The organism is Pseudotenacibaculum haliotis (assembly GCF_042684245.1).
Lineage (GTDB): Bacteria > Bacteroidota > Bacteroidia > Flavobacteriales > Flavobacteriaceae > Polaribacter > Polaribacter haliotis_A.
In genome coordinates this window covers 673,984-699,731 of sequence record NZ_JBHULH010000004.1, presented here as the reverse complement: position 1 = coordinate 699,731, position 25,748 = coordinate 673,984, and the positions used below count along the sequence as shown (strand labels likewise).

Sequence of the window (25,748 nt, the reverse complement as noted above, 5' to 3'; positions counted from 1 at the left end):
TGATTTGATGAAGATAAACTCAACAAAAACCGCTCCAAATGTAACGATTCTGTCAAAGTTACTTAATAAAGCAAAAACGGTCAAGAAATGTTGGTAAGTTCTGTTGTTAAATCTGTCTTAAAGCAGCCATCTTAATCGCTGCTACTGCACATTCAACACCTTTGTTTCCTAATTTTCCTCCGGATCTGTCAATAGATTGTTGCTTGGTATTGTCTGTTAAAACACAGAAAATGACAGGAGTATCGTATTTGATGTTCAAGTCTACGATTCCTTGAGTAACTCCGTCACAAACAAAATCGAAATGTTTGGTTTCTCCCTGAATAACATTCCCAACAGCAATAACAGCATCAACATTTTGTGTTTCGATCATTTTTTTACAACCGTACACCAATTCAAAACTCCCGGGAACATCCCAAGTAATAATGTTTTCTTCTTTAGCACCACAGTCCAATAAGGTTTCTACAGCACCTTTGCGCATGTTTTGAGTGATCTCAGGATTCCACTCAGAAACAACAATCCCAAACCGAAGTGAACTCGCGTTTGGGATTGTAGCTTTATCGTAAGCAGATAAGTTAGTTGTTGCCATTTGTATTATTGTGCATACTTAGCACTGCTTATATATTTATCAATATCTCTTCCAATAGGAGTTAATGGATAGTTATCTTTAATCTTTTGGAAAAGCTTTTCTGCTTTTGCAAACTCTCCTAAATCCAAAGCAATTTTTCCGGCTTTGAATAAGAACATAGGAGCAGTAAACTCATTGTCTTTTTTAGCAGCAGCTTTTTCGTAATACTCTAAAGCTTCTTTTGGTTGATCGATATCTGCGAAAGCATCTCCAATAGCACCTAAAGCAGTTGGTCCTAAGATATCATCATCAGATTTGAATTTACTTAAGTAATCGATCGCCTCTTTGTATTTCTTCATTTTTAAGTAAGAAACACCTGCGTAATAATTTGCAATATTTCCAGCTTTGGTTCCGCTGTAAGTATCAGCAACATCAAGGAAACCGTATTTTCCGTCAGCACCATCTAATCCTAATTGTAATAAAGAATCTACAGCAGATCCTGCAGCAGTAGATGCTTCATCAAAATATTTTCTTGGGAAAGCTAATTCGTTTGAAGCCTCAGTTTCGTGAGGTTCAACTACGTATTTGTTATATCCTAAGTATCCTAAGATAATTACGATAACAACAACTAAACCGTAGAACAAAGTCTTGCTATTCTTTTCAATCCATTGCTCAGACCTTGAAGCTGTTTCGTCTAAAGTATTGAATACTTCAGCCGTTGTACTTTGCATTTCTGCTGCTTGTTGATCCTTCTTATCTCTAGGTTTAGCCCCTCTTTTCTTATATGTTGCCATATTCCTTTAAAAATTAGTAGGCGCAAAAATAGTTTTTTTAATTGGATTTTAAAAGTCAGTATTTGGTAAATTTTCAATAATTTGCAGCTTGTAGAAAGCGCAGAACCGAATCCATGTACTTAGAAAAACTATCCGTACTTAATTTTAAGAATTTTGATTCTCAAACCTTTGATTTTGAGGAGAAAATAAATTGCTTTGTAGGAAAGAACGGTGTAGGAAAGACAAATGTACTAGATGCAATCTACTATTTATCATTTGCTAAAAGCTACTTCAATCCGATTGCCGTACAGAATATCAAGCATAATGAAAGCTTCTTTGTAGTAGAAGGAGAATACGCCATAAATGAAAGGAAAGAGAAGATCATTTGTAGCTTAAAAAGAGGGCAAAAGAAGATATTAAAGAGAAACGGAAAGGCTTATGAGAAGTTTTCTGATCATATTGGACAAATACCATTGGTTATTATTTCTCCTTCCGATAGAGATTTGGTAATTGAAGGGAGTGAAACACGTAGACGCTTTATTGATGGGGTAATTTCTCAGCAAGACAAATCGTATTTACAAGACTTGATTGCTTATAACAAAGTATTATCACAAAGAAATGCCTTGTTAAAGTATTTTGCTGCTAACAGAACTTTTGATGCTGCCAATTTGGAGGTGTATGATGATCAGTTGATCTCTTACGGAACACGTATCTACGAGAAGAGAAAGGCTTTTTTAGAAAAGTTCATTCCCATTTTCAATAAGAAGTATGAAGTTATTTCCAATGACGTAGAGCAAGTAAATTTAGTTTACAAGAGCCAATTGCATATTTCATCTCTAAAGGATCTATTAAAAAATGCTTTAGAGAAAGACAAAGTATTGCAATACACTACTGTGGGGATTCATAAAGACGATCTGAGTTTTGAAATAGGAGAATACCCTATCAAGAAATTTGGTTCTCAAGGGCAGCAGAAATCATATTTGATCGCTTTAAAGTTGGCTCAGTTTGAGTTTATCAAACAACAATCGAATTTGACGCCTATTTTATTGCTGGATGATATTTTTGACAAGTTAGATGAGTCGAGAGTTTCTCATATTATCGATTTGGTAAATAATGATGAATTTGGTCAGATATTTATTACCGATACACATTCTGATCGAACCGAAAATGCTATAAAACAAAGTAACAAACCCTATCAAATATTTAAACTGTAATGAGTGAGAGAAAGCGAGAAGCGAATGCGATTAAGGATCTGATGCAATCTTTTATCAAAGAAAACAACTTAAGCAAAGGAATGCAGAAGTTGAAGATAGAAGAAGTGTGGGGAAAATTGATGGGACCCGGTATTGTGTCTTATACAGAGCAAGTACAACTACAAAACAGAACACTAATTATTAAGCTAACATCGTCTGTACTCAGAGAAGAATTGAGTTACGGAAAAGAAAAGATCGTAAAGATGATCAACCAAGAAATGGGTGAAGACCTAGTTTCAAAATTGATGTTGGTTTAAGTAGAAACAATACATACAAGAAATAAAAAACCGAGCTATTTAGCTCGGTTTTTCAATATATTATAAAGAAGAAAAAACTTTCTAGAACATTTCTCTACCAGAGAAGTGGAAGTTTCCTTCGATTGCAGCGTTTTCATCACTGTCAGATCCGTGAACTGCATTTTCTCCAACAGAAGTAGCATACAGTTTTCTGATAGTTCCTTCAGCAGCTTCAGCAGGGTTAGTAGCACCGATCAAAGTTCTAAAGTCTTCAACAGCGTTGTCTTTTTCTAAAATAGCTGCTACGATAGGACCTCTAGTCATAAACTCAACAAGCTCTCCAAAGAATGGACGCTCACTATGAATTGCATAGAAAGTCTCTGCATCGTTCTTAGTCATTTGTGTTTTTTTCATTGCCACGATTCTGAATCCTGCAGCGTTGATCTTTTCTAAGATAGCTCCTGTATGACCGTTTTCTACAGCATCAGGCTTGATCATGGTAAATGTTCTATTTGTTGCCATTTTTATTTTAAGGTTTGTTTTAAAATCGCGGCAAAAGTACATAAATTTTTAATTAAATCGTATCTTCGCCACCTATGATTTTAAAAGATTTTAACGAGTTACGTTCTTTTTTACAAACCCCTAGAAATATAGTTATCGTTGGACACAAGAATCCTGATGGTGATGCAATGGGTTCAACCTTAGGTTTGTACCATTACTTAAAGATGAAAGGGCATCAGCCACAAGTATTGGTTCCTAATGAGTATCCCAACTTTTTACGTTGGTTACCGGGATCAAAACATCTGTACTTGTTTGATAAGCAAAACTCGCAAGCCAAAAGAGCGATCAAAAGATCTGAGATCATCTTTTTATTAGATTTTAACACATTACATAGAGTAGGAAGTGATATGCAAAACACCTTGGAAGAATATCCAAACGATTTTGCCTTGATAGATCATCATCTACAACCGGATGAGTTTCCTTACATGTATTCTGATCCTAATATGTGTTCTACAAGCGAAATGGTTTATCATTTTATGGAATTGATGGAAGATGTGAATCTTGTAGACAAAAACATAGCTACTTGTTTGTATACAGGAATTATGACTGATACAGGATCTTTTAGATTTAGATCAACCACAAGTACCACACATAGAGTAATTGCCGATCTAATTGATAAAGGAGCCGAAAACGATAAAATTCATAGCAATGTCTACGATTCAAATTCTTACGGAAGACTTCAGTTACTAGGGCAAGCTTTGAAAAACTTGAAAGCAATTCCGGAATATAAAACAGCGTATATTACTATCTCTGACGAAGAAAAAGCGGAGAATAACTATAAGAAAGGAGATACAGAAGGTATTGTAAATTATGCGCTATCCCTTTCAGGTATTGTTATGGCGGCTATTTTTATTGAAGACAGAGATCAAGGAATTGTAAAAATATCCTTTAGATCCAAAGGAAGCTTTTCTGTAAATGCTTTTGCCAGGAATCACTTTAATGGAGGAGGGCACGAAAATGCAGCCGGAGGAAGATCTGATGTTCCTTTAGATGAAACAGTAACCAAATTTATAAGTCTTTTACCACAATACGAGAAAGAACTAATTTCGTCTTATGAAAACTAGATTAACCCTCTTTTTGATTTCACTTATTTTTTTAGCTTCTTGCAAAGAGCCAGAAGTAAGAAGACCTGTGAGTTATAGTAAGTCGCACACATTAGTAGCGACTATAGACCCATTAAAGAAGGTAAATTCAATTGAAGAGCGTAAGATAGAAGAGTATATCAAAAGAGATAGTACAGCAACATATTTGGTATCTCCTAACGGATATTGGTATCAGTATTTAAATAAGGTAGACCAAGAGTCAAACACACCCAAAAAAGGAGACATTGCAGAGCTTTCTTATGAGATATTGGATTTAAACAATCAAATTATCTACTCAAAAGAAGAGTTGGGAGTTAAAGAATACAAAGTAGATAAAGAGGATTTTATTCCGGCGTTACAGCAAGGAATAAAAACCATGAAGAAAGGAGAAACAATAAAATTTGTTATCCCATCATACAGTGCTTTTGGTGTTGTAGGCGATAATAATAAAATAGGAATAAACGAATCGATCATTAGTATCGTTACCATAATAAACATAAAAGAAAACCCAGAAAATGAAAACTAGAATTTTACAACTTTTAGTAGTAAGCTCGCTTATTTTAGCTGCTTGTAATAACAAATACAAAGGTTTAGAAGACGGAATCTACGCTGATATGGAAACAGACAGAGGAACCGTTCTTTTAAAGTTATATGCAGATGATGTTCCTGTTACTGTAGCAAACTTTGTATCCTTGGCAGAAGGAACAAATCCTAAAGTTGTAGACTCTTTAAAAGGGAAAAAATTCTACGACGAGTTAGGATTCCACAGAGTAATTAAAGATTTTATGGTACAAGGAGGAGATCCAAGAGGAGATGGTACCGGTGGTCCTGGTTATAGATTTTTTGATGAATTTCCGAGAGATTCTCTAAATAAATTGATCTACAAGCACGATGCAGCAGGAGTTGTATCTATGGCAAATTCAGGTAGAGGAACCAATACCAACGGGAGTCAGTTCTTTGTAACACACAAGCCAACACCTTGGTTAGATGGTGTACACACTATTTTTGGAGAAGTTGTAAACGGGCAAGAAGCAATCGATTCTATCGCTCAATACGATATGATCAAGTCTATCAAAATTGTAAGAGTAGGAGACAAAGCTAAGAAGTTTGATGCACCTAAGGTATTTACCGAAGGAACAAATAAGTTCTTCGCAGATCAAGAGGCTAAGATTGCTAAAGAAGAAGCAGACAGAAAAGCATTTTTAACTCAAATTCAAAAAGAGAAAGAATCTGTAAAGCCATCAGAATCAGGATTGAGAATCTTAAAGATCAAAAAAGGAGACGGAAAAGGAAAGAAGGTAACAAAGACAGATCCAATAAAGATTCATTATACATTAAGACTTCAGGAATCAGGGAAATTAATTCAATCTACAGAAGGTAAAAGTCCGTTTGTATTTGTAATGAACAGACAACCAATGATCCCAGGATTTACAGAAGCTGTATTGAAAATGAAAGAAGGAGATAAATCACGTTTATTTATCCCTTATTACTTAGCATATGGTGAGCGTGGAGGAGGACCATTCCCTCCAAAAGCGGATATCGTTTTTGATGTAGAAATCTTAAAAGTAGGTCAGTAATTTTGTTAGAGACTCTTTTACAAAAAGATCAGGAATTACTCATCTTCCTTAATAATTTAGGAAGCGAACAATGGGACGGATTTTGGTTGGCAGTAACCAATCAGTTTCACTGGTCACCATTGTTCGCTTTGATTTTGTTTTTGATCTTTAAAAAGTTTGGTTGGAAAAATGGCTTGTTAATGATGCTGTTTTTAGCTGCATTGGTCGCATTTTCTGATCAGTTCACCAATTTTATCAAACATTCTTTTGAGCGCATCAGACCTTGTAATACAGAAGGTTTGGTTGACAAATTGCGCTCTTTCACATACAAACCCGGCGGATATAGTTATTATTCCGGACATGCTGCGCTTTCAACAACCGTAACTACGTTTATTATTTTACTTTTAAGAAAGCACTATAAATATATTTACCTAATGATTTTGTTCCCTTTGTTTTTTGGGTACAGCAGAATATATTTAGGAGTTCACTATCCCTTAGATGTTTTTTCAGGGTATTTGGCAGGGTTTCTTTGGGGAAATATCTTTTACTTGATACAGAAAAGATTACGAATCACTACTCGATTCTCGTAAGTATACTTTCTTATTGACCGGATTTAAGAAGATCAATAAAAAGATCGTAGCAAAGAACAGCTCGTACACTTCCCATTTTCTACTTAAGTTAGGTAGAATCGCAATAAATATAGTATTGATTAGAAAAGCAATAATATGGCTTAATTGAGGAATTGGGATCACAAATTTGTCTACTAACTTATTGATCCAATCGAATTTTTGGTAAAGAAATGGTAAAACCAATAAATATACAGCCATAATAACGGTAAGAAGCTGACTAAAGATAAGTTTGTTTAGCTTAACACCACCAATTTCTAGATTGTGAAGATTGGTTTCATTCTGTAAGTTGTTGTCTTTAAAAAAATCACCCGATTCTATTCCAAAGATCCTTTGACCCCACGAAATTTCTTCTCCGGCTCCAAACAAAAACAAAATAGCAAAGAAGAAGATACCCAACTTCCATAAAATAGCTTTGTTTTTACTAACAGTAAACAATCGGTAAAATTGTAAAATACTAATACATAACAAAAAGAAGAAGGTTGCATATTCTACAGCTCCATCTTCTTGGGCAAATACATTATCAAAATATTCAGCATCTGTAAATCCGAAGTACACAGATAAGATAAGCACAATAGTTAATGCAGAGAATAAGAAAGTTTCTGTCTTGGTCAATTTATTTAATCGTAACATACTAGTTATTTTACTTTGGCAAAGGTATGAGAAAAACTCAATCCTTCAGTAGGTATTTATGGAGTTTGCTTACCCTTATGATATCTATTTTGTTAGAATTGGTCATACCAATACCTAATGTGGTAAAAATCTCCGGGTTAGGAATCTCCTCAGTGTTAAACGTAATAATTCCCTTTATAGTTTCTCCGGGAGCAATAGTTGTTGATTTTGTTTGTAAAAGAGCTTTTAAAATATGCTTTTCCTTTTTTCGCGCTTTGATAAACCCAATAGAAACTTCAAATTCCGTGGGAGAAATAGTTCTGTTAAAGTGATTGGTGATCTCTACATCAAAAGAGTTTGGAGTATTTTTTTTCAGTACGATCTCTTCATCAGTAAACTGAATTTCTATTTGAGAGAGATCTTTATAATCATTAACAACTGTTGTAAATACAGAATCTTTTCCTCTAATGTGAGTCCCAAAATCTGTGTGATCCAATCGAATTCTACTGACCAAAGCTGCTTGTTTGGCAGAAAGATCCTCATTCTCTTGTAGCAAAACAAAATGATTGTTTCTACCGGTAAAGTTCTTCATATAATAAGCCTTTTCTCCTGTATAATACCAATAGGTTGCAGTGTTTTGATAAGAGTTGATAAATATCTTTTCTTGACCGGGAGTATCAGATTGTAACTCCAATGCCCAAGCTTCATTTCCGTGCGTATTTAGCTTTACGGGAACAATGCCTTCAGCAAACATGAGAACTCTAGCGATTAACATAATCGCAATATTGATAAAAGCCAAACGTACAAACCACTTTCTGGCCTTCTCTCTATCCGTAAGGTAGTTGTAGGTGATCAAAATCAAAGGAATACTGATCGGAACGATCCACTGCGCTTGTACTCTTCCTCTAAAAGAAGAGAAGAAGAAAAACAGAAGAAAACCAAATATGATAAAATTTAGCCCGCGATTATACGTGTCTTTTGTTCTGATATTCTTAAAAAATGCTTTGTAAATAATAGGAAAAGTAAGTCCTATGATAGCAATCATGTTTACAAAATGCATTAATGTATGCTCAAACTTATAAGTCCTATTCGAAACACGTTCTTGTAAGTGGTATCGAAATGAAGGAAAATCATTAGCCCATTGCCAATACAAATGAGGAAGGTACAGTACCAAAGCTAAAAGAGCTGTGAGCCATAACCTTGGATCTCTAACCATTCTTAAATTGGATAACACAACAAAGAAAACAATAAGTATCCCTTGGTATTTACTGTACATCATCCCGGCTACGGAGATCGCTAACAACAGATAGCTTGATAAACTCTTTTTACTGAGATATTCTTTGTAAGCATATAAGAACAATGCTACAAATAACATTAACGGCGTATCCGGAGTTGTAATAAACCCATATACGTTTAAGAGAGCTGTTGAAAGTATGATGAGCAAGAATAACCAAGTATATTCTTCTTTCTTAGGATGATCAATAGTTTTCCAAACAATATAGAGTAAGAAACTAAAGGAAATCGCAGAAAAGAATCGCACACCAATTTCGTTGGAGAATAAAAATTCACTGATGCTAATCCAAACAGCTACTAATGGTGGGTGATCAAAGAAGCCCCAATCCATATGCTGACTGTATACCCAATAATATGCTTCATCAGGAAGAAGCTCTGTAAGTCCGCCTTGTATTACATTAAGAATAAAAACAAGTATAACTACAGAAAAGAATAATAGCTTAGCGTTTTTGGTTTTTTTCATTGTACAGATCCAATAGTTTTTTTGCAGACGAAAATGGAGTAGAAGTTCCATTTTGAATGTTCTCAAATTCTTTGGTCAAAACTAAATTAATTTCATTGTTTTTAAAGAACGAATCACGAAGATTTTGTTCTATGGTAGAAAGTAACCAGAATTTGTTTTGCTGACTCCTTTTCGATTCAAAAAAGCCGTTCTCTTGAGTAAATTGTATGTATTCATCAACAATCTCTTGTACATCTTCTATTCCTTTGTTCTTTAATGCACTAGCCGTAATAACTTTGGGTTGCCAACCACTTTCTTTAGGAGGGTATAAATGCAGAGCTCTGTTAAACTCAACCTTGGCAATCTTTGTGTTTTTTACATTCTCGCCATCTGCTTTGTTGATGACGATTGCATCTGCCATTTCTATGATCCCCCTTTTTATTCCTTGCAGTTCATCTCCGGCACCGGCAATTTTGAGAAGTAAAAAGAAATCAACCATAGAGTGCACCATGGTCTCACTCTGACCCACACCTACAGTTTCTATAATAATAGTATCAAAACCGGCAGCTTCACATAAGATGATGCTCTCTCTGGTTTTTTGAGCAACACCTCCAAGAGAAGTTCCGGAAGGAGAAGGTCTAATAAAAGCATTTTGATCTGTTACCAACTGCTCCATACGAGTTTTATCACCCAAAATACTTCCTTTGTTTACAGAACTACTTGGATCAACAGCTAAAACAGCTACTTTTCTTCCTTTTCCGGTCAGAAATTTACCATATGCTTCAATAAAAGTACTTTTCCCTACTCCAGGAACACCTGTAATACCTATCCTCACAGATTTATTAGCATAAGGAAGGCAAGCCTCTAAAATCTCATTTGCTTTCTTTTGATGCCTTGTATTGGTACTTTCCACTAAAGTAATGGCTCTACTAAGTAAAGGAATGCTGCCTTTTAAAATACCGTCAATAAATTCTTGAGTAGAAGGTTGTTTCCCTCTCTTTTTTTGAATTTTCTTTGCAGAGCTTTTACTGGTAGTTTCCGGTTGAGGAATCCCGCTTTTTTCATGTAAAGAAGAGGTGCGTTTCTGATCCATAGAATTGGTAGAAGAAAATAATCATGTAAATTTAGAAATAAATTTTTACCCAAATGCAACGGAAGGAATTTCGTTTCGTCTATAGGGTAACTAATCAACAAATGAGTCGGACAAAACCTATACATCACAGCATCATTCAACGATGCAAAAAGAATGATGCAAAAGCTCAGATGGAACTTTACAATTTGTATTGTAAGGCTATGTTTCTGGTGGCTAAGAGATATATGAAAGATGATATGGCTGCGGAAGATGTGATGCAAGATGCGTTTATCAAAGCATTTAAGAAAATGGAAACTTACAAAGGAGAAGTAAGTTTTGGAGCTTGGTTAAAACGTATTGTCATCAATCAAAGTATAGATGAGTTGAAGAAAAAGAGACTGGAATTGGTTTCCATCAACAATGAAACTCATCAGGTTTTGGAAGACGATGATTGGCAAGTAGAAGATGCAACTACCATGCAACACATTGTAAGCTGCATTAAAGAACTAAAAGAAAAGTACCGAGTAGTACTTTCTTTATACCTGCTGGAAGGATACGACCATCAGGAGATCTCCCAGATATTGGGAATAACAGAAGTGACATCAAGAACACATTTGTTGCGAGGGAAAAAACAATTACAAAAAAGTTTAAAACACATGCGTTATGCCGAAGGATATTAGAAAAATGTTAGAGAACTACCCGGAAGAGTCAGTGAATTTATCATCTAAGCACGAGCATAAATTTGAGGCAAAATTGATGAAAGAATTGCACCCGGAAAAATCACGTAAAAGACCTGTCTTTTGGCTTTCTGTTGCTGCCTCGTTAGCGCTTTTGGTTACTGTAGGAGTACAATTGTTATATCAAAAACCTCCGATAACTCCTCCAACAACAGAAGAAACCAATAAGATCAGTTTAGGGAAAATTTCACCTGAACTAAATACAATAGAAACGTATTACACGAATAGTATCAAATTAGAATTGAGTCAGTTAGAAATGACTGATGAAAATAAAGAATTGGTAGATAGTTATCTCAACAAGATAGGTGAGTTAACAAAAGAATATAAGACATTAACCAAAGAGCTCAATACAAAAGGGGTTAATGATCAAACCATCGATGCATTAATTAGTAACCTTCAATTGCGATTACAGCTGTTACAACGTTTAAAGAAGCAATTGAACAATTTAAAAGAATTAAACGCAAGCAAAAATGAAATTGTCTAGTAAACATATAATAACAGCGTTTTTGTTAACAGCTTCTGTTGTTGCCTTTGGCCAAAAACAGAGTAAGAAATTTACAGAAACGTTTAACGTAAATAAAAATGCTACAGTAGAGATCGAAGCCAGCAATGCAGAGATCAATGTAACATCATGGAATAAAAACCAGGTGTTTGTAGAAGCCGTTGTAGAAATAGAAGGCTTAACCAAAGAAGAAGCAGCAAAGTACTTGAAAAACTTCAAGTTTGAAGCTTTAGGAAACAAGAACAAAGTAAATATTATGGCTAGAGGAGGAAACTCTTTCCGTTTTAGTGATAATGATTTTATCTTTTTTGACTCAAAAGACTTTGTGATGCCGGAAATAAATATTCCAGATTTCAATTTTACAATGCCTGAGATCAACATGCCGGAGATCAATTTTACAATGCCGGATCTGGATTGGGAAAAATTCATGATCGATTTGGATGATATTGAGTTCGATTTTGACGAATACTCTAAGAATGGAAAGGAATACTTTTTTCGATGGAAAGACGGTGTAAGAGACATCAAGATAAAATCGAAGAAAGATTGGGAAAAGTTTAAAAAATCCAAAGAGTACAAAGAGTGGAAGAAAGACATGGAGAAGAATAGAGAGAAGGCAAAGAAAGAGATGGCTAAGGCTAAGAAAGAGTACGAATCTTTAGATGTGCAAAAGATTGTAGAAGAGTCTTTAAATCAAGCTAAAAAGGCAATGGAAAGCATCGACCTTGGTAAGATCATGGAAGAATCTATGAAAGAGGTAAATAAAGCGATGAAAGAAATTGACAGAGAGCAGATCAAAAAAGATTTGGCAAAGGTTAGAAGAGAGTTTAGAAAGAGTTTTAATTCTGACTTTTCATTTGATTCTGATAACAACGAATTGGTCATTAACGGTAAAAAAGTGAAGATCAAGAAAACGATCACAGTCAAAGTGCCTAAAGGATCTACCTTAGATTTAGATACAAGACACTGTAAATTAAAGCTTCCAAAAATGAGTACTTCAGGAAAAGTATCGTATGGTACTTTTGAATCAGAAGGATTAAATGGGGGAGAGTTAAATATTTACTACGCTCCGGTAAAAGTGAGAACTGTAAATAATAGCTTTTTATCTTTAAAGAATGTAACCGATGCTAGTTTGGCTTCGGTTACAAATTCTAAGTTGATATCTGACTCCGGAGACTTAAAAATAACAGAAGCAAATTCAGGAACAGACCTTGAAGCTTCTTTTGGAGAAGTTGAGATCAAAAGATTGAACCCTTCTTTAAATAAGTTTCGTCTGGTATTGAATCAATCAGACGCTTCAGTACACATTGGGAACTTCAATAATAAACTAAACATTTTAAATGCAGATTCTATTGAAACAGGTAAGAAGCTAAGTAGCTTAAAACTAGGTGATAGTTATAGCTTAAAAGGACGTTTTTCTGTTGAAACCAAAGGAGGAGAATTAAAGATCTCTGGGAAATATAGCGAGCTAACTTTTATCAAATAAACAGATTTGATATTGATTAAAAAAATACGCTAAAAATTACCAAACTTCTAACAGAATTCAATTTCTGTATTCTTAATAAAGTAGCTATCTTTAGCCTCGTCTAAACAGATACTTTATATGGAACTCTACAAAGAGAATCAACTTAAAATTTACAATTCACTTTCCAAGACCAAAGAGGTATTTAACCCCGTAAATGAAGGATATGTTGGAATGTATGTATGTGGACCTACAGTGTATAGCAATGCTCACTTAGGAAACCTTCGTACATTTATGTTCTTTGACGTGGTTTTTCGTTATTTCCGCCATTTAGGATACAAAGTACGCTATGTAAGAAATATTACAGATGCAGGACATCTGGAAAATGATGCAGATGAAGGTGAAGACAGAATTGCTAAGAAAGCTCGCCTTGAGCAAATAGAACCTATGGAAGTGGTGCAACGTTACACGGTTGACTTCCATGATGTATTGAATAAATACAATTTCTTACCACCAAGTATAGAACCTACAGCAACAGGACATATTGTAGAACAGATCGAGATGATCAAAGAGATCATGGACAAAGGTTTTGCTTATGAAGTAAATGGTTCTGTATATTTTGATGTGGTTGCTTACAACAAGAATAACAATTACGGAATTCTTTCCGGTAGAAATATTGAAGATGCCATTCACAATACAAGAACGTTGGATGGGCAGTCTGATAAAAAGAATCCACAAGATTTTGCATTGTGGAAGAAGGCTGATGACAGGCACATCATGAGATGGCCATCGCCTTGGTCTGACGGTTTCCCGGGATGGCACTTAGAGTGTTCTGTGATGAGTACAAAATACTTGGGGGAGCAGTTTGACATTCACGGAGGAGGAATGGATTTGAAATTTCCTCATCACGAATGTGAAATAGCACAATCCAAAACATGTTCAGGTCAAGAACCTGTAAACTATTGGATGCATACCAATATGTTGCTGTTAAATGGTCAAAAAATGGCCAAATCTACAGGAAACTTTATCCTTCCGGGAGAAATTCTTACCGGAGAGAACAATGTATTAAGCAAAGCATTTTCGGCTAGTGTAGTTCGTTTCTTTAATATGCAAGCGAATTACAGAAGTATTCTGGATTTTTCAAGTGACGCATTAGAAGCTTCAGAAAAAGGATATGTAAAATTGATGGAGGCTGTAAACTCATTAGAGCAAATCTCTGTAGGAGGATCGTCATCAGTAAACATTCAAGAATGGAGACAGAAGTGTTATGATGCAATGAATGACGATTTTAATACACCTGTATTGATTTCTCATCTTTTTGAAGGTGTAAAGTATATCAATCAATTAAAAGAAGGGAAAGCAACGATATCTTCGGATGATCTTGAGTTGTTTGTAACAACGCTAAAAAGTTTTGTTTTTGATGTTCTAGGCTTGCAAAATGATGCAAAAGAAGAAAGCTCAGATAAGATTGGTGGTGTTATAGAATTGTTGATCAAATTAAGAAAAGAAGCTAGAGATAATAAAGATTGGGCATTGTCAGATCAGATCAGAGATGAATTGGCTGCATTAGGTGTTCAACTAAAAGATGGAAGAGAAGGAACTACGTACACAATAAGCTAGATATTGAAGAAAATTCTTACATATCCGTTTATTGCCATCGTAAGGTTTTATCAGGTTGCAATTTCGCCTTACACCCCTTCTACATGCAGATATACACCTACATGCTCTCATTATACCATTGAAGCTTTACAAAAAAGAGGGCTTTTTATGGGAAGCTGGCTGGCGATCAAACGAATTTTTAGTTGCCATCCGTGGGGAGGCAGCGGTTATGATCCGGTTCCGGAAAAAAAATAAACAAACGTCAAGACGAAGAATGACAGTGTCATCTTTGATCATAATGACATAAATAAAGACAGAATATGAATTTTTTATCCATTGTTTGGGATCCTTCTATAGGGATTGACCTTGGCTTTTTTACAATCCGCTGGTACAGTTTAATGTTTGTGTTGGCATTTGTATTAGGACTTCGCTTGATGAAGAAGATATACATTGAAGACAATATCGATCCTAAAAAGCTAGACACTTTGTTCATGTATACTTTCATTTCTATGTTGATTGGTATGCGATTGGGAGAGGTGTTCTTTTACAATTGGGGACATTATCAAAATCACTTATTAGAAATCGTTTTACCATTTAAAAAGGTAGAAGGAGAGTCTGCTTTATTTGGTTTGATAGAAGGATGGAAATTTACCGGATTCACAGGATTTGCGAGTCATGGAGCAGCGATTGCAATTATTATTTCCATGTACTTCTACAGTAAGAAACACTTACAAAAATCAGTGCTTTATATTTTAGACCGTATGGTTGTGGTAGTAGCCTTAGGTAGCTTCTTTGTTCGTTTAGGAAACTTTTTCAACTCAGAGATCTATGGTAAGGAAACTGGTTCTGACTTTGGAGTGATCTTTAAATCTGCCGGAGAAACAGCAGCTAGGCATCCTACGCAATTGTACGAAGCATTTAGTTATTTGATCCTATTCTTTATTCTATGGAGAGTTTACTGGAAGACAGATAAGAAGCTTAAGGAAGGATATTTATTTGGAATCTTTATGATTGCATTATGGACCTTAAGATTGGTTATAGAGTTCTTAAAAGAACCACAAGTAGAAGGAAGAGAAGATTGGGTCTTTAATTCATTAAACACAGGGCAGGTATTGAGTATACCGCTTATTTTGATCGGGTTCTATTTTGTTCTCCGAAAGAGAAAAGAAACAACAGCATAGCATAAAAAAACCTCGATCATTTGATCGAGGTTTTTGTTTTATAGGAATGAAAGGATTATCCTTTCACTTTGTTCTTAAACTTATCAAACTTAGAATCTTCTTTCTTCTTAGGCCAACTGTTGTTTGATGTATCAACATCCGCAGTTTCTAAGTCCGGATCAATTGTAATAGAAACGATCTCTTTATCTGAAGGGATTACTTTTGTGATCTCCTTATCGTTAAATCTCCAGATCTGAGCAGGATAAACTTTACGCTTCTTTGTACCGTCTTTATAAGTAAACTCAGCAATAATAGGCATTACCAATCCTCCTGGTTTCTCAAAAGTAACTTCGTAGAAGAATTTAGAACTCGCTTTCTTGCTAGGAGCGTTTTCTACAAAATTAACTCTGTTACCATCTCCTTTTTCAGCGTAAAACTTTTTAACACCTTTAATTCCGATGTCAGTTACATCTGTAGTATAGAACCAACCTCTCCAGAACCAATCTAAGTCCATAGCAGATGCATCTTCCATACTTCTAAAGAAGTCTGCAGGTGTTGGGTGCTTAAATTTCCAACGTTGTGCATAGGTTCTAAAAGCATGATCAAACAGCTCTTTCCCCATAATGGTTTCTCTCAACATCCATAATCCGGTTGCAGGTTTACCATAGGCATTATTTCCAAAACTGTATACATTATCACCTTTAGACATGATAGGAGCTATTCTAGATTGATCTCCACTCATATATCTTACGATGTTTTTTGGATATCCTCTTACAATAGGGAAATTAGGATCGTAATCTAATTCAGCCAACATTTCCATGAATGAGTTTAATCCTTCATCCATCCAAGTCCATTGACGCTCGTCAGAGTTTACGATCATAGGGAAGAAGTTATGTCCAACTTCATGAATGGTTACTTTGATCATTCTGTATTTTGTTCTGTCAGAATAAGTACCATCCGGATTTGGTCTTCCCGGGTTGAAACAAATTTGTGGATATTCCATTCCCATTTGTCCGTCTACAGAAATAGCTTTGTGGTATGGGTAATCAAAAGTATATCTTGAATACGTTTTTAAAGTTTGAGCAACAGCTCTTGTAGAGTGATCTCCGTATAATGGGTTTGCCTCTTTAGAATATAAAGAATAAGCCATTACATTCTTTCCGTTGATATCTACAGCCATTCCATCCCAGATAAACTTTCTGGAAGTAGCAAAAGCGTAGTCTCTTACGTTCTCAGCAAAGAATTTCCAAGTTTTTGTTTTCTTAGATCGTTTCTTTTCTACTTTCTCTGCTTCTTTTTGAGAATGGATAATAACCGGCTTATCATATGTTTTTCTTGCCAAAGCCAACCTTTGTTGTTGTTTCTTGGTCAATACTTCTTTCTCGTTCAATAAAACTCCTGTAGCTCCTAGAATATGATCTGCAGGAACAGTAATATTTACTTTAAAATCTCCAAATTCTAATGCAAATTCACTTCTTCCCCAAAATTGATCATTTTGCCATCCTTCAACATTGTCGTACACACATAATCTTGGGTAGAATTGAGCAATTACATAGTTGTTGTTTCCATCTTTTGGAAAGTGCTCATAACCAGAACGCCCACCTTGTGTTCTGTGGTTGTTGATGTTGTACCACCAATCTACTTTAAATGAGAATTTTTCACCAGGAGCCAAAGGCTTCGATAAATTAATTCGCATCATGGTTTGATTGATCGTGTGAGATAGATCGCTTCCGTCTACATTTTTAACAGCAGTAATTTTAAACCCACCATCAAAAGCTTCATCAGGAAAAGCTCTGTTAAATCTTCCTTGTGAAATGGTTTTTGGAACTCTTCCAGGTTGAATATCTGGAGTTTTAGAATCTGCAGCACGCATGTTTTGATCTAGCTGCATCCACAAATAGGGAAGGTGATCTTCTGAGTTGTTGTGATACGTGATTGTCTCACTTCCTGTAATACGTCTTTTGTCATCGTCTAGAACGATATTCATATCGTAATCTACTTTCTGTTGTGTGTACCTAGGTCCTGGTGCACCAGAAGCCAGACGTTGGCTGTTTGGAGTGGCCAATAAATCCTTCATTTGACGGAATTTATTTTGGTTTGTGTGGCCTTTTTTTGTTTGTCCTAGTAGAGATACCGACGTAAAAAGTACCGCTAGAACAAAAGAAACCTGTTTTCTCATTGTTTTGAAAATTTTAAGGAAACTAAAATAAATAAAAAAAGCCCAACTGAAAGATCAATTGGGCTTCTGAATATGTTAAAAAAGTTAAAATAGATTAACCTTTTACTTTGTTTTTGAACTTGTTAAATTTAGAGTCCTTCTTCTTAGGCCAGCTGTTGTTTGAAGTATCAATATCAGCTGTTTCTAAATCTGGATCTACAGTAATCTTCTTGATCTCTTTTGTAGTTCTGAAAACTCTAGAAACTTGCTCGTCATTGTATCTCCAAATTTGAGCAGGGTATGTATGACGTTCTTTAGTACCATCAGCGTACTCTAACTCAACAATAATTGGCATTACCAATCCTCCTGGCTTCTCAAAAGTAACTTCGTAGAAGTAGTTTGGAGCTTCTTTTAACGCTGCCTTTTCTTCTGCAGTCATTTTAGCTAAGTGGTTTTTGATCACATCAAAATCCATTGCTTTTTTACCGTTTCCTTTGGTATCTCCTTTTTCTTCAGCAAAGTATAATAACTTTCCTTCGTACTCTTTTAAGTCTAAGTTGAATCTCTTAGCTTGAGCTTTCGCCTCATCAGTTGGTTGATCTGTTAAGTAGAATTTCTTTACACTCTTTACACCAATATCTGTGTAATCTGTAGTATAGAACCATCCTCTCCAGAACCAGTCTAAATCCATTGCAGAAGCATCTTCCATTGTTCTGAAGAAATCTGCAGGAGTTGGGTGTTTAAACATCCAACGTTGTGCATAAGTTCTAAATGCATAGTCGAATAACTCAGGTCCCATAATTGTTTGACGTAACATATAAAGTCCTGCTGCAGGCTTAGTATATGCGTTAGGTCCGAAGTTCTTTACGTAGTCTCCTTGAGACATGATAGGAGATAAGTTCTCTTGATCGATGCTCATGTATCTTACGATATCTTTAGGCAAATTACCTGTAAAGAAATTAGGATCGTAATCTAATTCAGCTAAGATCTCAACAAATGAGTTGATTCCTTCATCCATCCAAGTCCACTGACGCTCATCAGAGTTAACGATCATAGGGAAGAAGTTGTGTCCAACCTCGTGAGTAATTACTCCGATCATTCCTCTTTTTGTTCTTTCCGAATAAGTTCCATCAGGATTAGGACGTCCGTAGTTGAAACAGATCATTGGATACTCCATACCTTGTCTGTCTGCATGTACAGAAACAGCTTTACTGTATGGGTAATCAAAAGTCATTTTAGAATACTCTTCTAACGTATTTGCAACAACTCTTGTAGAGTGCTCTTCCCATAATGGGTTTCCTTCTTTTGGATATAAAGAAGTAGCCATTACAGTTTTTCCGTTGATGTTAACTGCCATCGCATCCCAGATGTATTTTCTTGAAGATGCAAATGCGAAATCTCTTACATTTTTAGCAGTAAAGTGCCAAGTTTTAGTTTTGTTACTTCTTCCTTTTTCAGCTTTTTCAGCTTCAGCTTGAGTTACGATGAATACAGGATCTTTGAAAGATTTTCTAGCTTTTTCAAAACGCTTGCGTTGTTCTCTTGTCAACACTTTTTTCTCGTTTTGTAATTCACCAGTAGATTCCATGATGTGATCTGCAGGAACAGTAATCTTTACATCATAGTCTCCAAATTCAAGAGCCCACTCACTACGACCCCAGAATTGCATATTTTGCCACCCTTCTACGTTGTCATAAACAGCCAATCTTGGGAAGAATTGAGCAATTGTATAGTTTTTGTTTCCGTCAGGGAATAATTCGAACCCAGATCTACCACCATCTGTAACAGAGTTGTTAATTAGGTAGTTCCATTTGATTTTGAATTGGAATGTTTCTCCCGGTGCCAATGGCTTAGGAAGGTTAATTCTCATCATGGTTCTATTGATCATGTGAGAAAGAGGACTTCCGTCTGCATAAGTTACAGCTTCAATTTTGTAACCAAATTCTTTTGGTTTTTGTAGGTTGTTTCTTGTAAAGGTAACTGGACCATTGAACGTTGAATTTCCTAAACTCTCTGGATTTGCCAAAGGAGTCTTAGAATCTGGTGCTCTCATGTTTTGGTCTAATTGAACCCATAAATATTCTAAATGATCTTTAGAATTGTTGTGGTAGGTAATAGACTCATTTCCATATAGACGATCTGTTTTCTCATCTATTCTGATGTCCATTACATAGTCAACTTTTTGCTGAGTATATTCATACCCTGGTGCACCCGAAGCATTTCTTTGAGTGTTAGGAGTTGGCAATACATCTTTAAGTTGTCTGAACTTGTTTTGATCCGTATGACCTTTCTGACGTTTTTTAGGAGCATCCTGTGCAAAAACAGATGCCGTTACAAACAAGGCAGAAAGTACGAAAGAAGCTAATTTCTTCATGCTTTTTGAGTTTGATTAAAAATGTGCGTTAAATTAATAATAAGACCTAAGAATCCTAATGAAACGTTAAAATTTTAACAAAGCTTTATCATTTTCTTTGTTCAAGATCTTGCTACGTCTTTTTTTGCCGACTTTTAGCTTTACAACATTCTGTTGATCAGCAAAATGCTTGACCAAGATTTTATTGGTCACTTCTAGCGATTCAGGAGGTGAAACGTTTTCAATCTCTAGATAAAAATAAACGAGATCTCCTTCGTATTCTTTCCCTAGATAGTTAAAAGAAAGGTCAGTGTTTTGATGTTTGAATTTTAGTTTTTCCTTCAAATATTTTTCAAAATACATGTCGGAATCCTTCAATTCTTTTTTTGTAGTTAGTTGTAGATCAATGTTATAGTCTTTGTTAAGAGCTAGCTCAATATCATCCATAAAAACATTGATAATGACCTGTAAACTTTTTCCTTCTTCATTATATTCTATTTGTGTAAGACTCAAATAGTATTTGTGAGCTGAAAACGCCATCAGAGGCAATAAAAACAAAAGGATCAGCTGCTTTTTAAATTTCATGTTCATTTACTCTTTGTTTTCTTCTTTTTCCTCTTGTTCAATGAGTTTGATATATTTTTTGCTTTCTGTACGTAAAATATTGATCACTTCTATCTTACGATTTTGTTGGTATAACGATTCAATTCCCAAAGGATTGCAGTATTCTATAAAATGATAATACTTGTTTTTAGGTATTTTAAGATCATCTTCAAAGAATTTTTCTCCAAATTCACTGATTAACATATTAGGAAATGCAGTCTGAAATTCTACTTGTCTTCGCAATGCCCAGAGTCTTTCTGAGTTTTTGAATGCAAAGGCAACTGCTGCTCCGGCACCAACAAATGCTGCTGTTGGATCTGTTCGTACAATATGAGGACGAACTTTTTGATCTATGTGATCTCCATCATACCTAACTCTCATATCTACTTTAGAGAAATCCATAGTTCTTCTTAGCGCATCGCCTTTTTTATCTTCGGGTGTTTTCTTTTTATCCAAAGCTAAATAGCCATCTAAATCATGCCTTTTTACAACAACTTCATCCAATGCATAGGTCTTTTTTGGAAGGAAAACATCTAGTACTTCCGAACTATAGATAAATTTATTGATAACGCGTACTACTTTTTCGTGCTGAACCGATGTAAACTGGAGAGTATCACCAATAGAAACAATCATCTTATAATCTCCAAAGTCATTAGAAAATGTTCCTTGATTGGTTCTTAAATTGATGACATTGGCATTTTTTACAACTCCTGAAGAATCTACTACTTTTCCATAAATCCAAAACTTATCATTGATCTGTCCGAAGGTTAATGAACAAATGAATAAAAATGTGATAGATAGGAGTAGTTTTTTTGCCACTTGCTTTGGTTTTATAAAAGTAAAAATACAATATATGTGTTTACTTACAGAAAAACTTTTGTTAAAGCGTTGCTAATCTTTAAGCTCTCTTAAAAATAGAACGCTTTTTTCTTTAAAAACTTCTGTCATTTGAAGAAATTTTCTTTGCTTATATAACTCTTGTATTTTAAAGGGTACGCAAAAATCAATAAAGTCATAAATGGAACCTTCCGGGATTTTAAGTTCCAGAAATAGATCTTTCCCGATTTCTTTAAGAACATTTTGTGCTGTAAAGGTATTGGAAGTGATCTTTCGTAATTTTTCCTTCTCTTTATCTTTAAATCCTATGCGTATGCTACTGCCAAAACCTTTAAAAGATCTTGTTGGATCTGTATTTCTAAGGGTGGTTGCAGCCATGCCTCTCTCAGTAGGGTCTCGTTTCTCAGTCGATTTTTTTGCAAGCTCAACAATGTTGTTTTCCATGTTTCGAACTATTTGAGCAATGGTATCTTTGGGAGTCTTTTTTCTGTCGGTACTTAGATTTCCTGTTAGGTCATGTTTCTTTAAAACAATTTCATCCAAAACATAGGTTTTCTTCTTAAGAACTACATTTAGTTTTTTTGAGAAAGCAATAGGATCTGTAATTACTTTTTTTACGGTTTCATGTTGTACAGAAGTAAATTCTAACGTATCTCCTACAGATACCACAATACGATATCTACCATAATCACTGGAAAATGTTCCCTTTGCTGTATTTAGATTGATGATATGTACATCTTTTACAACATTTGAAGAATCTCTGAGCATTCCATGTAACCAAAACGTTTTTTGTTGTGCTACAAGTTGCAGAGCACTTAGAATAAAGAAAAGGCAAAGGAGTTTCTTTTTCACGATTAGATTGTTGGTTGTTTCATTACAAATAAAAAGTAGAGAGGTCTTAAAATCTCCCAAATTAAGAATAAAGTTTTGTTAATTAATATCTGTCATTCCTTATTTTTGACACATGAAACAACTCATTATTGCAAGCACTTCTACTGTTCATGGAAGCGGATATTTAGAATATCTGATGCCAACACTGATAGAATTTTTCAAGGAATCAAAAGAAATATTGTTTATCCCTTATGCCAGACCTGGCGGTATTTCTTATGATGCATATACAGATATTGCCAAAAAAGCTTTTGGTAAAGCTGGGATATCGGTAAAAGGAATTCATGAATTTGATAATCCGCAGAAGGCTGTTAAAGAGGCGAAAGGAATTTTTACCGGTGGAGGAAATACATTTGAGTTAGTGAATCAGCTATATCAACATAATTTGATTGAAGTTTTACAGCAAACTTTAGAAAACGGAACTCCCTACTTAGGAACAAGTGCAGGAAGTAATATTTGTGGAGTTACAATGATGAATACAAATGATATGCCTATTGTATATCCACCAAGTTTTAACACTTTGGCAATGATTCCTTTTAATATCAATGCACATTATCTAGATCCGAATCCAGATTCTACACATATGGGAGAAACGAGAGAAACGCGTATCAAAGAGTTTCATGTTTTTAATAAGACTTCTGTACTAGGATTGCGTGAAGGAAGTTGGTTAGAAGTAGTAGGAGAGGAGATACTTCTTAAAGGTCCTCATACTGCTAGACTTTTCAGACAAGACAAAACTCCTGTTGAATTGACAACAGAAAGTACAATACGAAATTTTTTGGCTTAGTAATTTACGTAGTCAACAATCTCTAATCCATACCCAATCATTCCAACACGTCTTGTTTGTTGCGTATTGGTCATCAATTGAATTTTGCTGATATCGATATCGTGTAAGATCTGTGCTCCAATTCCAAAATCTTTATTGTCCATAGCAATTCTTGGAGCTTTCATTTCTCCTTTGGCTTGATTTTCCTTTAGAATTCCTAATCTGTTCAATAAGTTTTGTGATTGATTCTGTTGATTGATAAACAAAATAGCTCCTTTACCTTCTTCATTAATGGCTTTGAACATCTTGTCTAACTTCTTATCTGCATTGTTCGTAAGAGTACCAAGAATATCATTGTTTACCAAAGTAGAGTTCACTCTGGTTAAAACAGGCTCATCTTTTTTCCAGCTTCCTTTCGTAAGGGCTAAGTGTACTTGATTGTTGGTGGTTTGTTGGTAAGCTCTTAATCTGAATTCACCAAATCGAGTTTGTATAGTAAAATCTTCTTTCTTTTCAATCAAAGAATCATGTTCCATTCTATAAGCAACCAAATCTTCGATAGAAACAATTTTGATATCAAATTTTCTGGCAACTTCCATCAATTGAGGTAAACGAGCCATGGTACCGTCTTCATTCATGATTTCAACGATTACACCTCCTGGTTTCAAACCTGCTAGTCTTGCAAAGTCTATAGCTGCTTCTGTATGCCCTGTTCTTCTTAAAACCCCACCTTCTTTAGCTTTTAAAGGAAATATATGTCCTGGCCTGGCTAAATCAAAAGGTTTGGTATCATTATCAATCAACGCCTGAATGGTCTTTGCTCTGTCAGAAGCAGAAATACCGGTAGTAACACCTTTACCACGTAAGTCTACAGAAATAGTAAAAGCAGTTTCCATAGGGTCGGTGTTATTGTTTACCATCATACCCAATTCTAACTCTTTACAACGATTCTCAGTTAGTGGAGCACAAATAAGACCACGACCGTGAGTAGCCATAAAATTGATCATTTCTGGTGTTACCTTTTCGGCAGCAGCTAAGAAATCTCCTTCATTTTCCCTGTTCTCATCGTCAACAACAATGATCACTTTTCCGTTTCTAATGTCTTCAATCGCTTCTTGAATGGTATTCAGCTGAATCAATTTTTTCTCAGTATTGGTTGATATCATTTTGTATTTTCTATAGTATCCTCGTCTTTTTTCTTAAAGAGCTTGGTAATTGGTTGCAAAAATACGTCAATATTAAATAATCCCACACCTTTTGATGCTCTTCTTGTTAAGAAAAAGGCAAAGGGCACCATAATAACGCTTGAAACCCAGGCTCCTTGAACAGCACTAATAGAACTTTCTTCGGCTAGATTTCTACCAAAAGTATTGGCAAAGAAATAAATTACGTAAATAGAAATAGCAAGGATCATAGGTAGTCCAAAACCTCCCTTACGAATAATAGATCCTAACGGAGCTCCTATAAAGAAAAGGATTAGGCAAGATAAAGATAATGCTACCCGATTGTAAAATTCTACATCGTAGAGATTCAATCGTTTACGTTTTATCTTCATTGCCCTGTTATAGTTTTCGGCATTACTCAGAGATGATTTTGCCGAACTAATTGCGCCTCCTAAGACACTTAGTTTGTTTGTATTGTCGAAGTTTTCTATAATATTTTGATCCAGCTTGTATTTTTGAATAGAATCATTTGAATTGTAGAGTTCCCTCGCATTTGTTCTTCTGAAAATTGTCCTAGCTTTGGACTCAACATAATCGTCATAATCAACTTTCATGATAGGGAGGGTGTCTTTTAGCTGGCCTAGACTAAGCATGTTGTAGCTATTCTTGAATTTTTCTTCTCCGAGATTGTCGTCAGTAAAAGATGAAATATCAATATTAAAAGCATATTCTTTAAAGTTTGCACTGGAGGCCGGCATTTTGTCGACATTGTTTACACGTGTTACTTTTTTTGTATGCTCTTCGTAATAGTGACCATCATATAGAATAAAGGTCATATACTTACTACCTTCTTCTGTAACAATCTTACCAGTTTTGGCAGTAATTACTTTTTTGTTTCCTTTTCCAGAAGAAAGGTCGTAGATCAGTACTTTCTTTAAGAAATTCTTTTCCTTTCCGTACTTTTCGTCAAATTTGATTTGATAATTAGGGATTTCTGTGTTGAAACTCCCTGGTACTAAAGCTAAAGCAGGTTTCTTCTTTCTGATATTAAGCATCAGGTTTTTTTGCTTTAACACAGCATATGGGTACACATTATTAAGAAAAAAGAAATTGAAGACACTCAATACCAATGTTAGTACTATCAAAGGTCTTAAGAGTCGTAATAAAGAAATGCTCGCCGATTTTACAGCGGCAAATTCATAATTCTCTGAAAGGTTCCCCAATGCCATGATCGAAGAGAGCAGTACAGCAATAGGAAGTGCTTGAGCAGAAACGATCAATGAGGTGTAATATAAAAACTTAAAGATGAAAAACAGACTAATTCCTTTTCCTGCAATACTTTCAAAAGCTAGCCATAAAGCTTGCATTACCAATACAAATAGTACGATAAAGAAAGTAGCAAAAAAAGGAACTAAGAAGGTCTTTAGTATGTAACGATCTAAAATTTTCATT

At 35.1% G+C, this 25,748-nt stretch carries 26 protein-coding genes; 13 read left to right on the top strand and 13 right to left on the bottom strand.

What is annotated here, in order from left to right:
- Positions 1-106 precede the first annotated feature (106 nt).
- Both ribH and ACFSRZ_RS11205 read right to left on the bottom strand, forming a co-directional pair.
- Entirely contained in the window at positions 107-586 is a 480-nt protein-coding gene (gene ribH, locus ACFSRZ_RS11210) for a 6,7-dimethyl-8-ribityllumazine synthase (protein ID WP_379666649.1), read from the bottom strand.
- Positions 587-591: 5 nt separating this feature from the next.
- Positions 592-1,359 carry a tetratricopeptide repeat protein gene (locus ACFSRZ_RS11205; protein WP_379666648.1) on the bottom strand — a complete coding sequence of 256 codons (768 nt, stop codon included), beginning with the start codon at positions 1,357-1,359 and terminating at the stop codon, positions 592-594.
- Between the two features lie 113 nt (positions 1,360-1,472).
- Here ACFSRZ_RS11205 and recF point away from each other — a divergent pair, with 113 nt between their 5' ends.
- On the top strand, positions 1,473-2,552 hold the full coding sequence (recF, locus tag ACFSRZ_RS11200) for a DNA replication/repair protein RecF (RefSeq protein ID WP_379666647.1): 1,080 nt from the start codon (positions 1,473-1,475) through the stop codon (positions 2,550-2,552).
- Positions 2,552-2,848: a DUF721 domain-containing protein gene (locus tag ACFSRZ_RS11195; protein WP_379666646.1), complete on the top strand. Its 297-nt coding sequence runs from the start codon at positions 2,552-2,554 to the stop codon at positions 2,846-2,848. Before recF ends, ACFSRZ_RS11195 begins: the two co-directional genes overlap by 1 nt.
- A gap of 81 nt (positions 2,849-2,929) precedes the next feature.
- Here ACFSRZ_RS11195 and ACFSRZ_RS11190 read toward each other — a convergent pair whose 3' ends face one another.
- A complete protein-coding gene (locus ACFSRZ_RS11190) occupies positions 2,930-3,349 on the bottom strand; it encodes a nucleoside-diphosphate kinase (protein WP_379666645.1) in 420 nt (139 codons plus the stop codon).
- Between the two features lie 74 nt (positions 3,350-3,423).
- On the opposite strand from ACFSRZ_RS11190, the gene ACFSRZ_RS11185 reads away from it, so the two are divergent.
- The 4 genes from ACFSRZ_RS11185 to ACFSRZ_RS11170 are packed head-to-tail and all read left to right on the top strand — an operon-like array spanning position 3,424 to position 6,616.
- Positions 3,424-4,452 carry a DHH family phosphoesterase gene (locus tag ACFSRZ_RS11185; RefSeq protein ID WP_379666644.1) on the top strand — a complete coding sequence of 343 codons (1,029 nt, stop codon included), beginning with the start codon at positions 3,424-3,426 and terminating at the stop codon, positions 4,450-4,452.
- On the top strand, positions 4,442-4,996 hold the full coding sequence (gene gldI, locus ACFSRZ_RS11180) for a gliding motility-associated peptidyl-prolyl isomerase GldI (RefSeq protein ID WP_379666643.1): 555 nt from the start codon (positions 4,442-4,444) through the stop codon (positions 4,994-4,996). Before ACFSRZ_RS11185 ends, gldI begins: the two co-directional genes overlap by 11 nt.
- Positions 4,986-6,047, top strand: a complete 1,062-nt coding sequence (locus tag ACFSRZ_RS11175) for a peptidylprolyl isomerase (RefSeq protein ID WP_379666642.1) — start codon at positions 4,986-4,988, stop codon at positions 6,045-6,047. The genes gldI and ACFSRZ_RS11175 overlap by 11 nt, the downstream gene beginning before the upstream one ends.
- 2 nt (positions 6,048-6,049) lie before the next feature.
- The gene (locus tag ACFSRZ_RS11170; RefSeq protein ID WP_379666641.1) at positions 6,050-6,616 is read left to right on the top strand and encodes a phosphatase PAP2 family protein; all 567 of its coding nucleotides are present in this window, start codon (positions 6,050-6,052) and stop codon (positions 6,614-6,616) included.
- On the opposite strand, the gene ACFSRZ_RS11165 is transcribed toward ACFSRZ_RS11170, so the two are convergent.
- Genes ACFSRZ_RS11165 through meaB form a run of 3 tightly spaced genes read right to left on the bottom strand, consistent with a single transcriptional unit; the run spans position 6,590 to position 10,092 of the window.
- Positions 6,590-7,285, bottom strand: coding sequence for a hypothetical protein (locus ACFSRZ_RS11165; RefSeq protein WP_379666640.1), 696 nt, complete (start codon positions 7,283-7,285; stop codon positions 6,590-6,592). The genes ACFSRZ_RS11170 and ACFSRZ_RS11165 overlap by 27 nt on opposite strands.
- Positions 7,286-7,322: 37 nt before the next feature.
- Positions 7,323-9,020, bottom strand: a complete 1,698-nt coding sequence (locus ACFSRZ_RS11160) for an ArnT family glycosyltransferase (protein WP_379666639.1) — start codon at positions 9,018-9,020, stop codon at positions 7,323-7,325.
- Positions 8,998-10,092: a methylmalonyl Co-A mutase-associated GTPase MeaB gene (gene meaB, locus ACFSRZ_RS11155; protein WP_379666638.1), complete on the bottom strand. Its 1,095-nt coding sequence runs from the start codon at positions 10,090-10,092 to the stop codon at positions 8,998-9,000. Before meaB ends, ACFSRZ_RS11160 begins: the two co-directional genes overlap by 23 nt.
- Before the next feature lie 101 nt (positions 10,093-10,193).
- Here meaB and ACFSRZ_RS11150 point away from each other — a divergent pair, with 101 nt between their 5' ends.
- The 6 genes from ACFSRZ_RS11150 to lgt all read left to right on the top strand — a co-directional run bounded on the left by ACFSRZ_RS11150 (position 10,194) and on the right by lgt (position 15,549).
- A complete protein-coding gene (locus ACFSRZ_RS11150) occupies positions 10,194-10,751 on the top strand; it encodes an RNA polymerase sigma factor (RefSeq protein WP_379666637.1) in 558 nt (185 codons plus the stop codon).
- Positions 10,735-11,292 (top strand): hypothetical protein, encoded by a 558-nt coding sequence (locus ACFSRZ_RS11145; RefSeq protein WP_379666636.1) that lies wholly within the window; start codon positions 10,735-10,737, stop codon positions 11,290-11,292. Before ACFSRZ_RS11150 ends, ACFSRZ_RS11145 begins: the two co-directional genes overlap by 17 nt.
- Entirely contained in the window at positions 11,279-12,793 is a 1,515-nt protein-coding gene (locus ACFSRZ_RS11140; RefSeq protein WP_379666635.1) for a hypothetical protein, read from the top strand. The genes ACFSRZ_RS11145 and ACFSRZ_RS11140 overlap by 14 nt, the downstream gene beginning before the upstream one ends.
- A gap of 117 nt (positions 12,794-12,910) precedes the next feature.
- Positions 12,911-14,389, top strand: a complete 1,479-nt coding sequence (gene cysS, locus ACFSRZ_RS11135) for a cysteine--tRNA ligase (protein ID WP_379666634.1) — start codon at positions 12,911-12,913, stop codon at positions 14,387-14,389.
- Entirely contained in the window at positions 14,390-14,623 is a 234-nt protein-coding gene (gene yidD, locus ACFSRZ_RS11130; RefSeq protein ID WP_379666768.1) for a membrane protein insertion efficiency factor YidD, read from the top strand.
- Positions 14,624-14,688: 65 nt separating this feature from the next.
- Positions 14,689-15,549, top strand: a complete 861-nt coding sequence (gene lgt, locus ACFSRZ_RS11125) for a prolipoprotein diacylglyceryl transferase (protein WP_379666633.1) — start codon at positions 14,689-14,691, stop codon at positions 15,547-15,549.
- A 55-nt stretch (positions 15,550-15,604) separates the two neighbouring features.
- On the opposite strand, the gene ACFSRZ_RS11120 is transcribed toward lgt, so the two are convergent.
- The 5 genes from ACFSRZ_RS11120 to ACFSRZ_RS11100 form a co-directional block, all read right to left on the bottom strand.
- Positions 15,605-17,707, bottom strand: coding sequence for a M1 family metallopeptidase (locus ACFSRZ_RS11120; RefSeq protein ID WP_379666632.1), 2,103 nt, complete (start codon positions 17,705-17,707; stop codon positions 15,605-15,607).
- A 94-nt stretch (positions 17,708-17,801) separates the two neighbouring features.
- A complete protein-coding gene (locus ACFSRZ_RS11115; protein WP_379666631.1) occupies positions 17,802-20,060 on the bottom strand; it encodes a M1 family metallopeptidase in 2,259 nt (752 codons plus the stop codon).
- 66 nt (positions 20,061-20,126) lie between these two features.
- Complete coding sequence (locus tag ACFSRZ_RS11110; RefSeq protein WP_379666630.1) at positions 20,127-20,630, bottom strand: DUF6702 family protein; 504 nt, start codon at positions 20,628-20,630, stop codon at positions 20,127-20,129.
- Positions 20,631-21,461, bottom strand: coding sequence for a hypothetical protein (locus ACFSRZ_RS11105; RefSeq protein ID WP_379666629.1), 831 nt, complete (start codon positions 21,459-21,461; stop codon positions 20,631-20,633).
- A gap of 72 nt (positions 21,462-21,533) precedes the next feature.
- The gene (locus ACFSRZ_RS11100) at positions 21,534-22,331 is read right to left on the bottom strand and encodes a hypothetical protein (RefSeq protein WP_379666628.1); all 798 of its coding nucleotides are present in this window, start codon (positions 22,329-22,331) and stop codon (positions 21,534-21,536) included.
- Positions 22,332-22,443: 112 nt separating this feature from the next.
- Between ACFSRZ_RS11100 and pepE the strand changes: the two genes are divergently transcribed.
- Positions 22,444-23,154, top strand: coding sequence for a dipeptidase PepE (pepE, locus tag ACFSRZ_RS11095; RefSeq protein WP_379666627.1), 711 nt, complete (start codon positions 22,444-22,446; stop codon positions 23,152-23,154).
- Here pepE and ribB read toward each other — a convergent pair.
- Positions 23,151-24,299: a 3,4-dihydroxy-2-butanone-4-phosphate synthase gene (gene ribB / locus ACFSRZ_RS11090; protein ID WP_379666626.1), complete on the bottom strand. Its 1,149-nt coding sequence runs from the start codon at positions 24,297-24,299 to the stop codon at positions 23,151-23,153. The genes pepE and ribB overlap by 4 nt on opposite strands.
- The gene (locus ACFSRZ_RS11085) at positions 24,296-25,747 is read right to left on the bottom strand and encodes an LptF/LptG family permease (RefSeq protein WP_379666625.1); all 1,452 of its coding nucleotides are present in this window, start codon (positions 25,745-25,747) and stop codon (positions 24,296-24,298) included. Before ACFSRZ_RS11085 ends, ribB begins: the two co-directional genes overlap by 4 nt.
- Position 25,748: the final 1 nt, after the last annotated feature.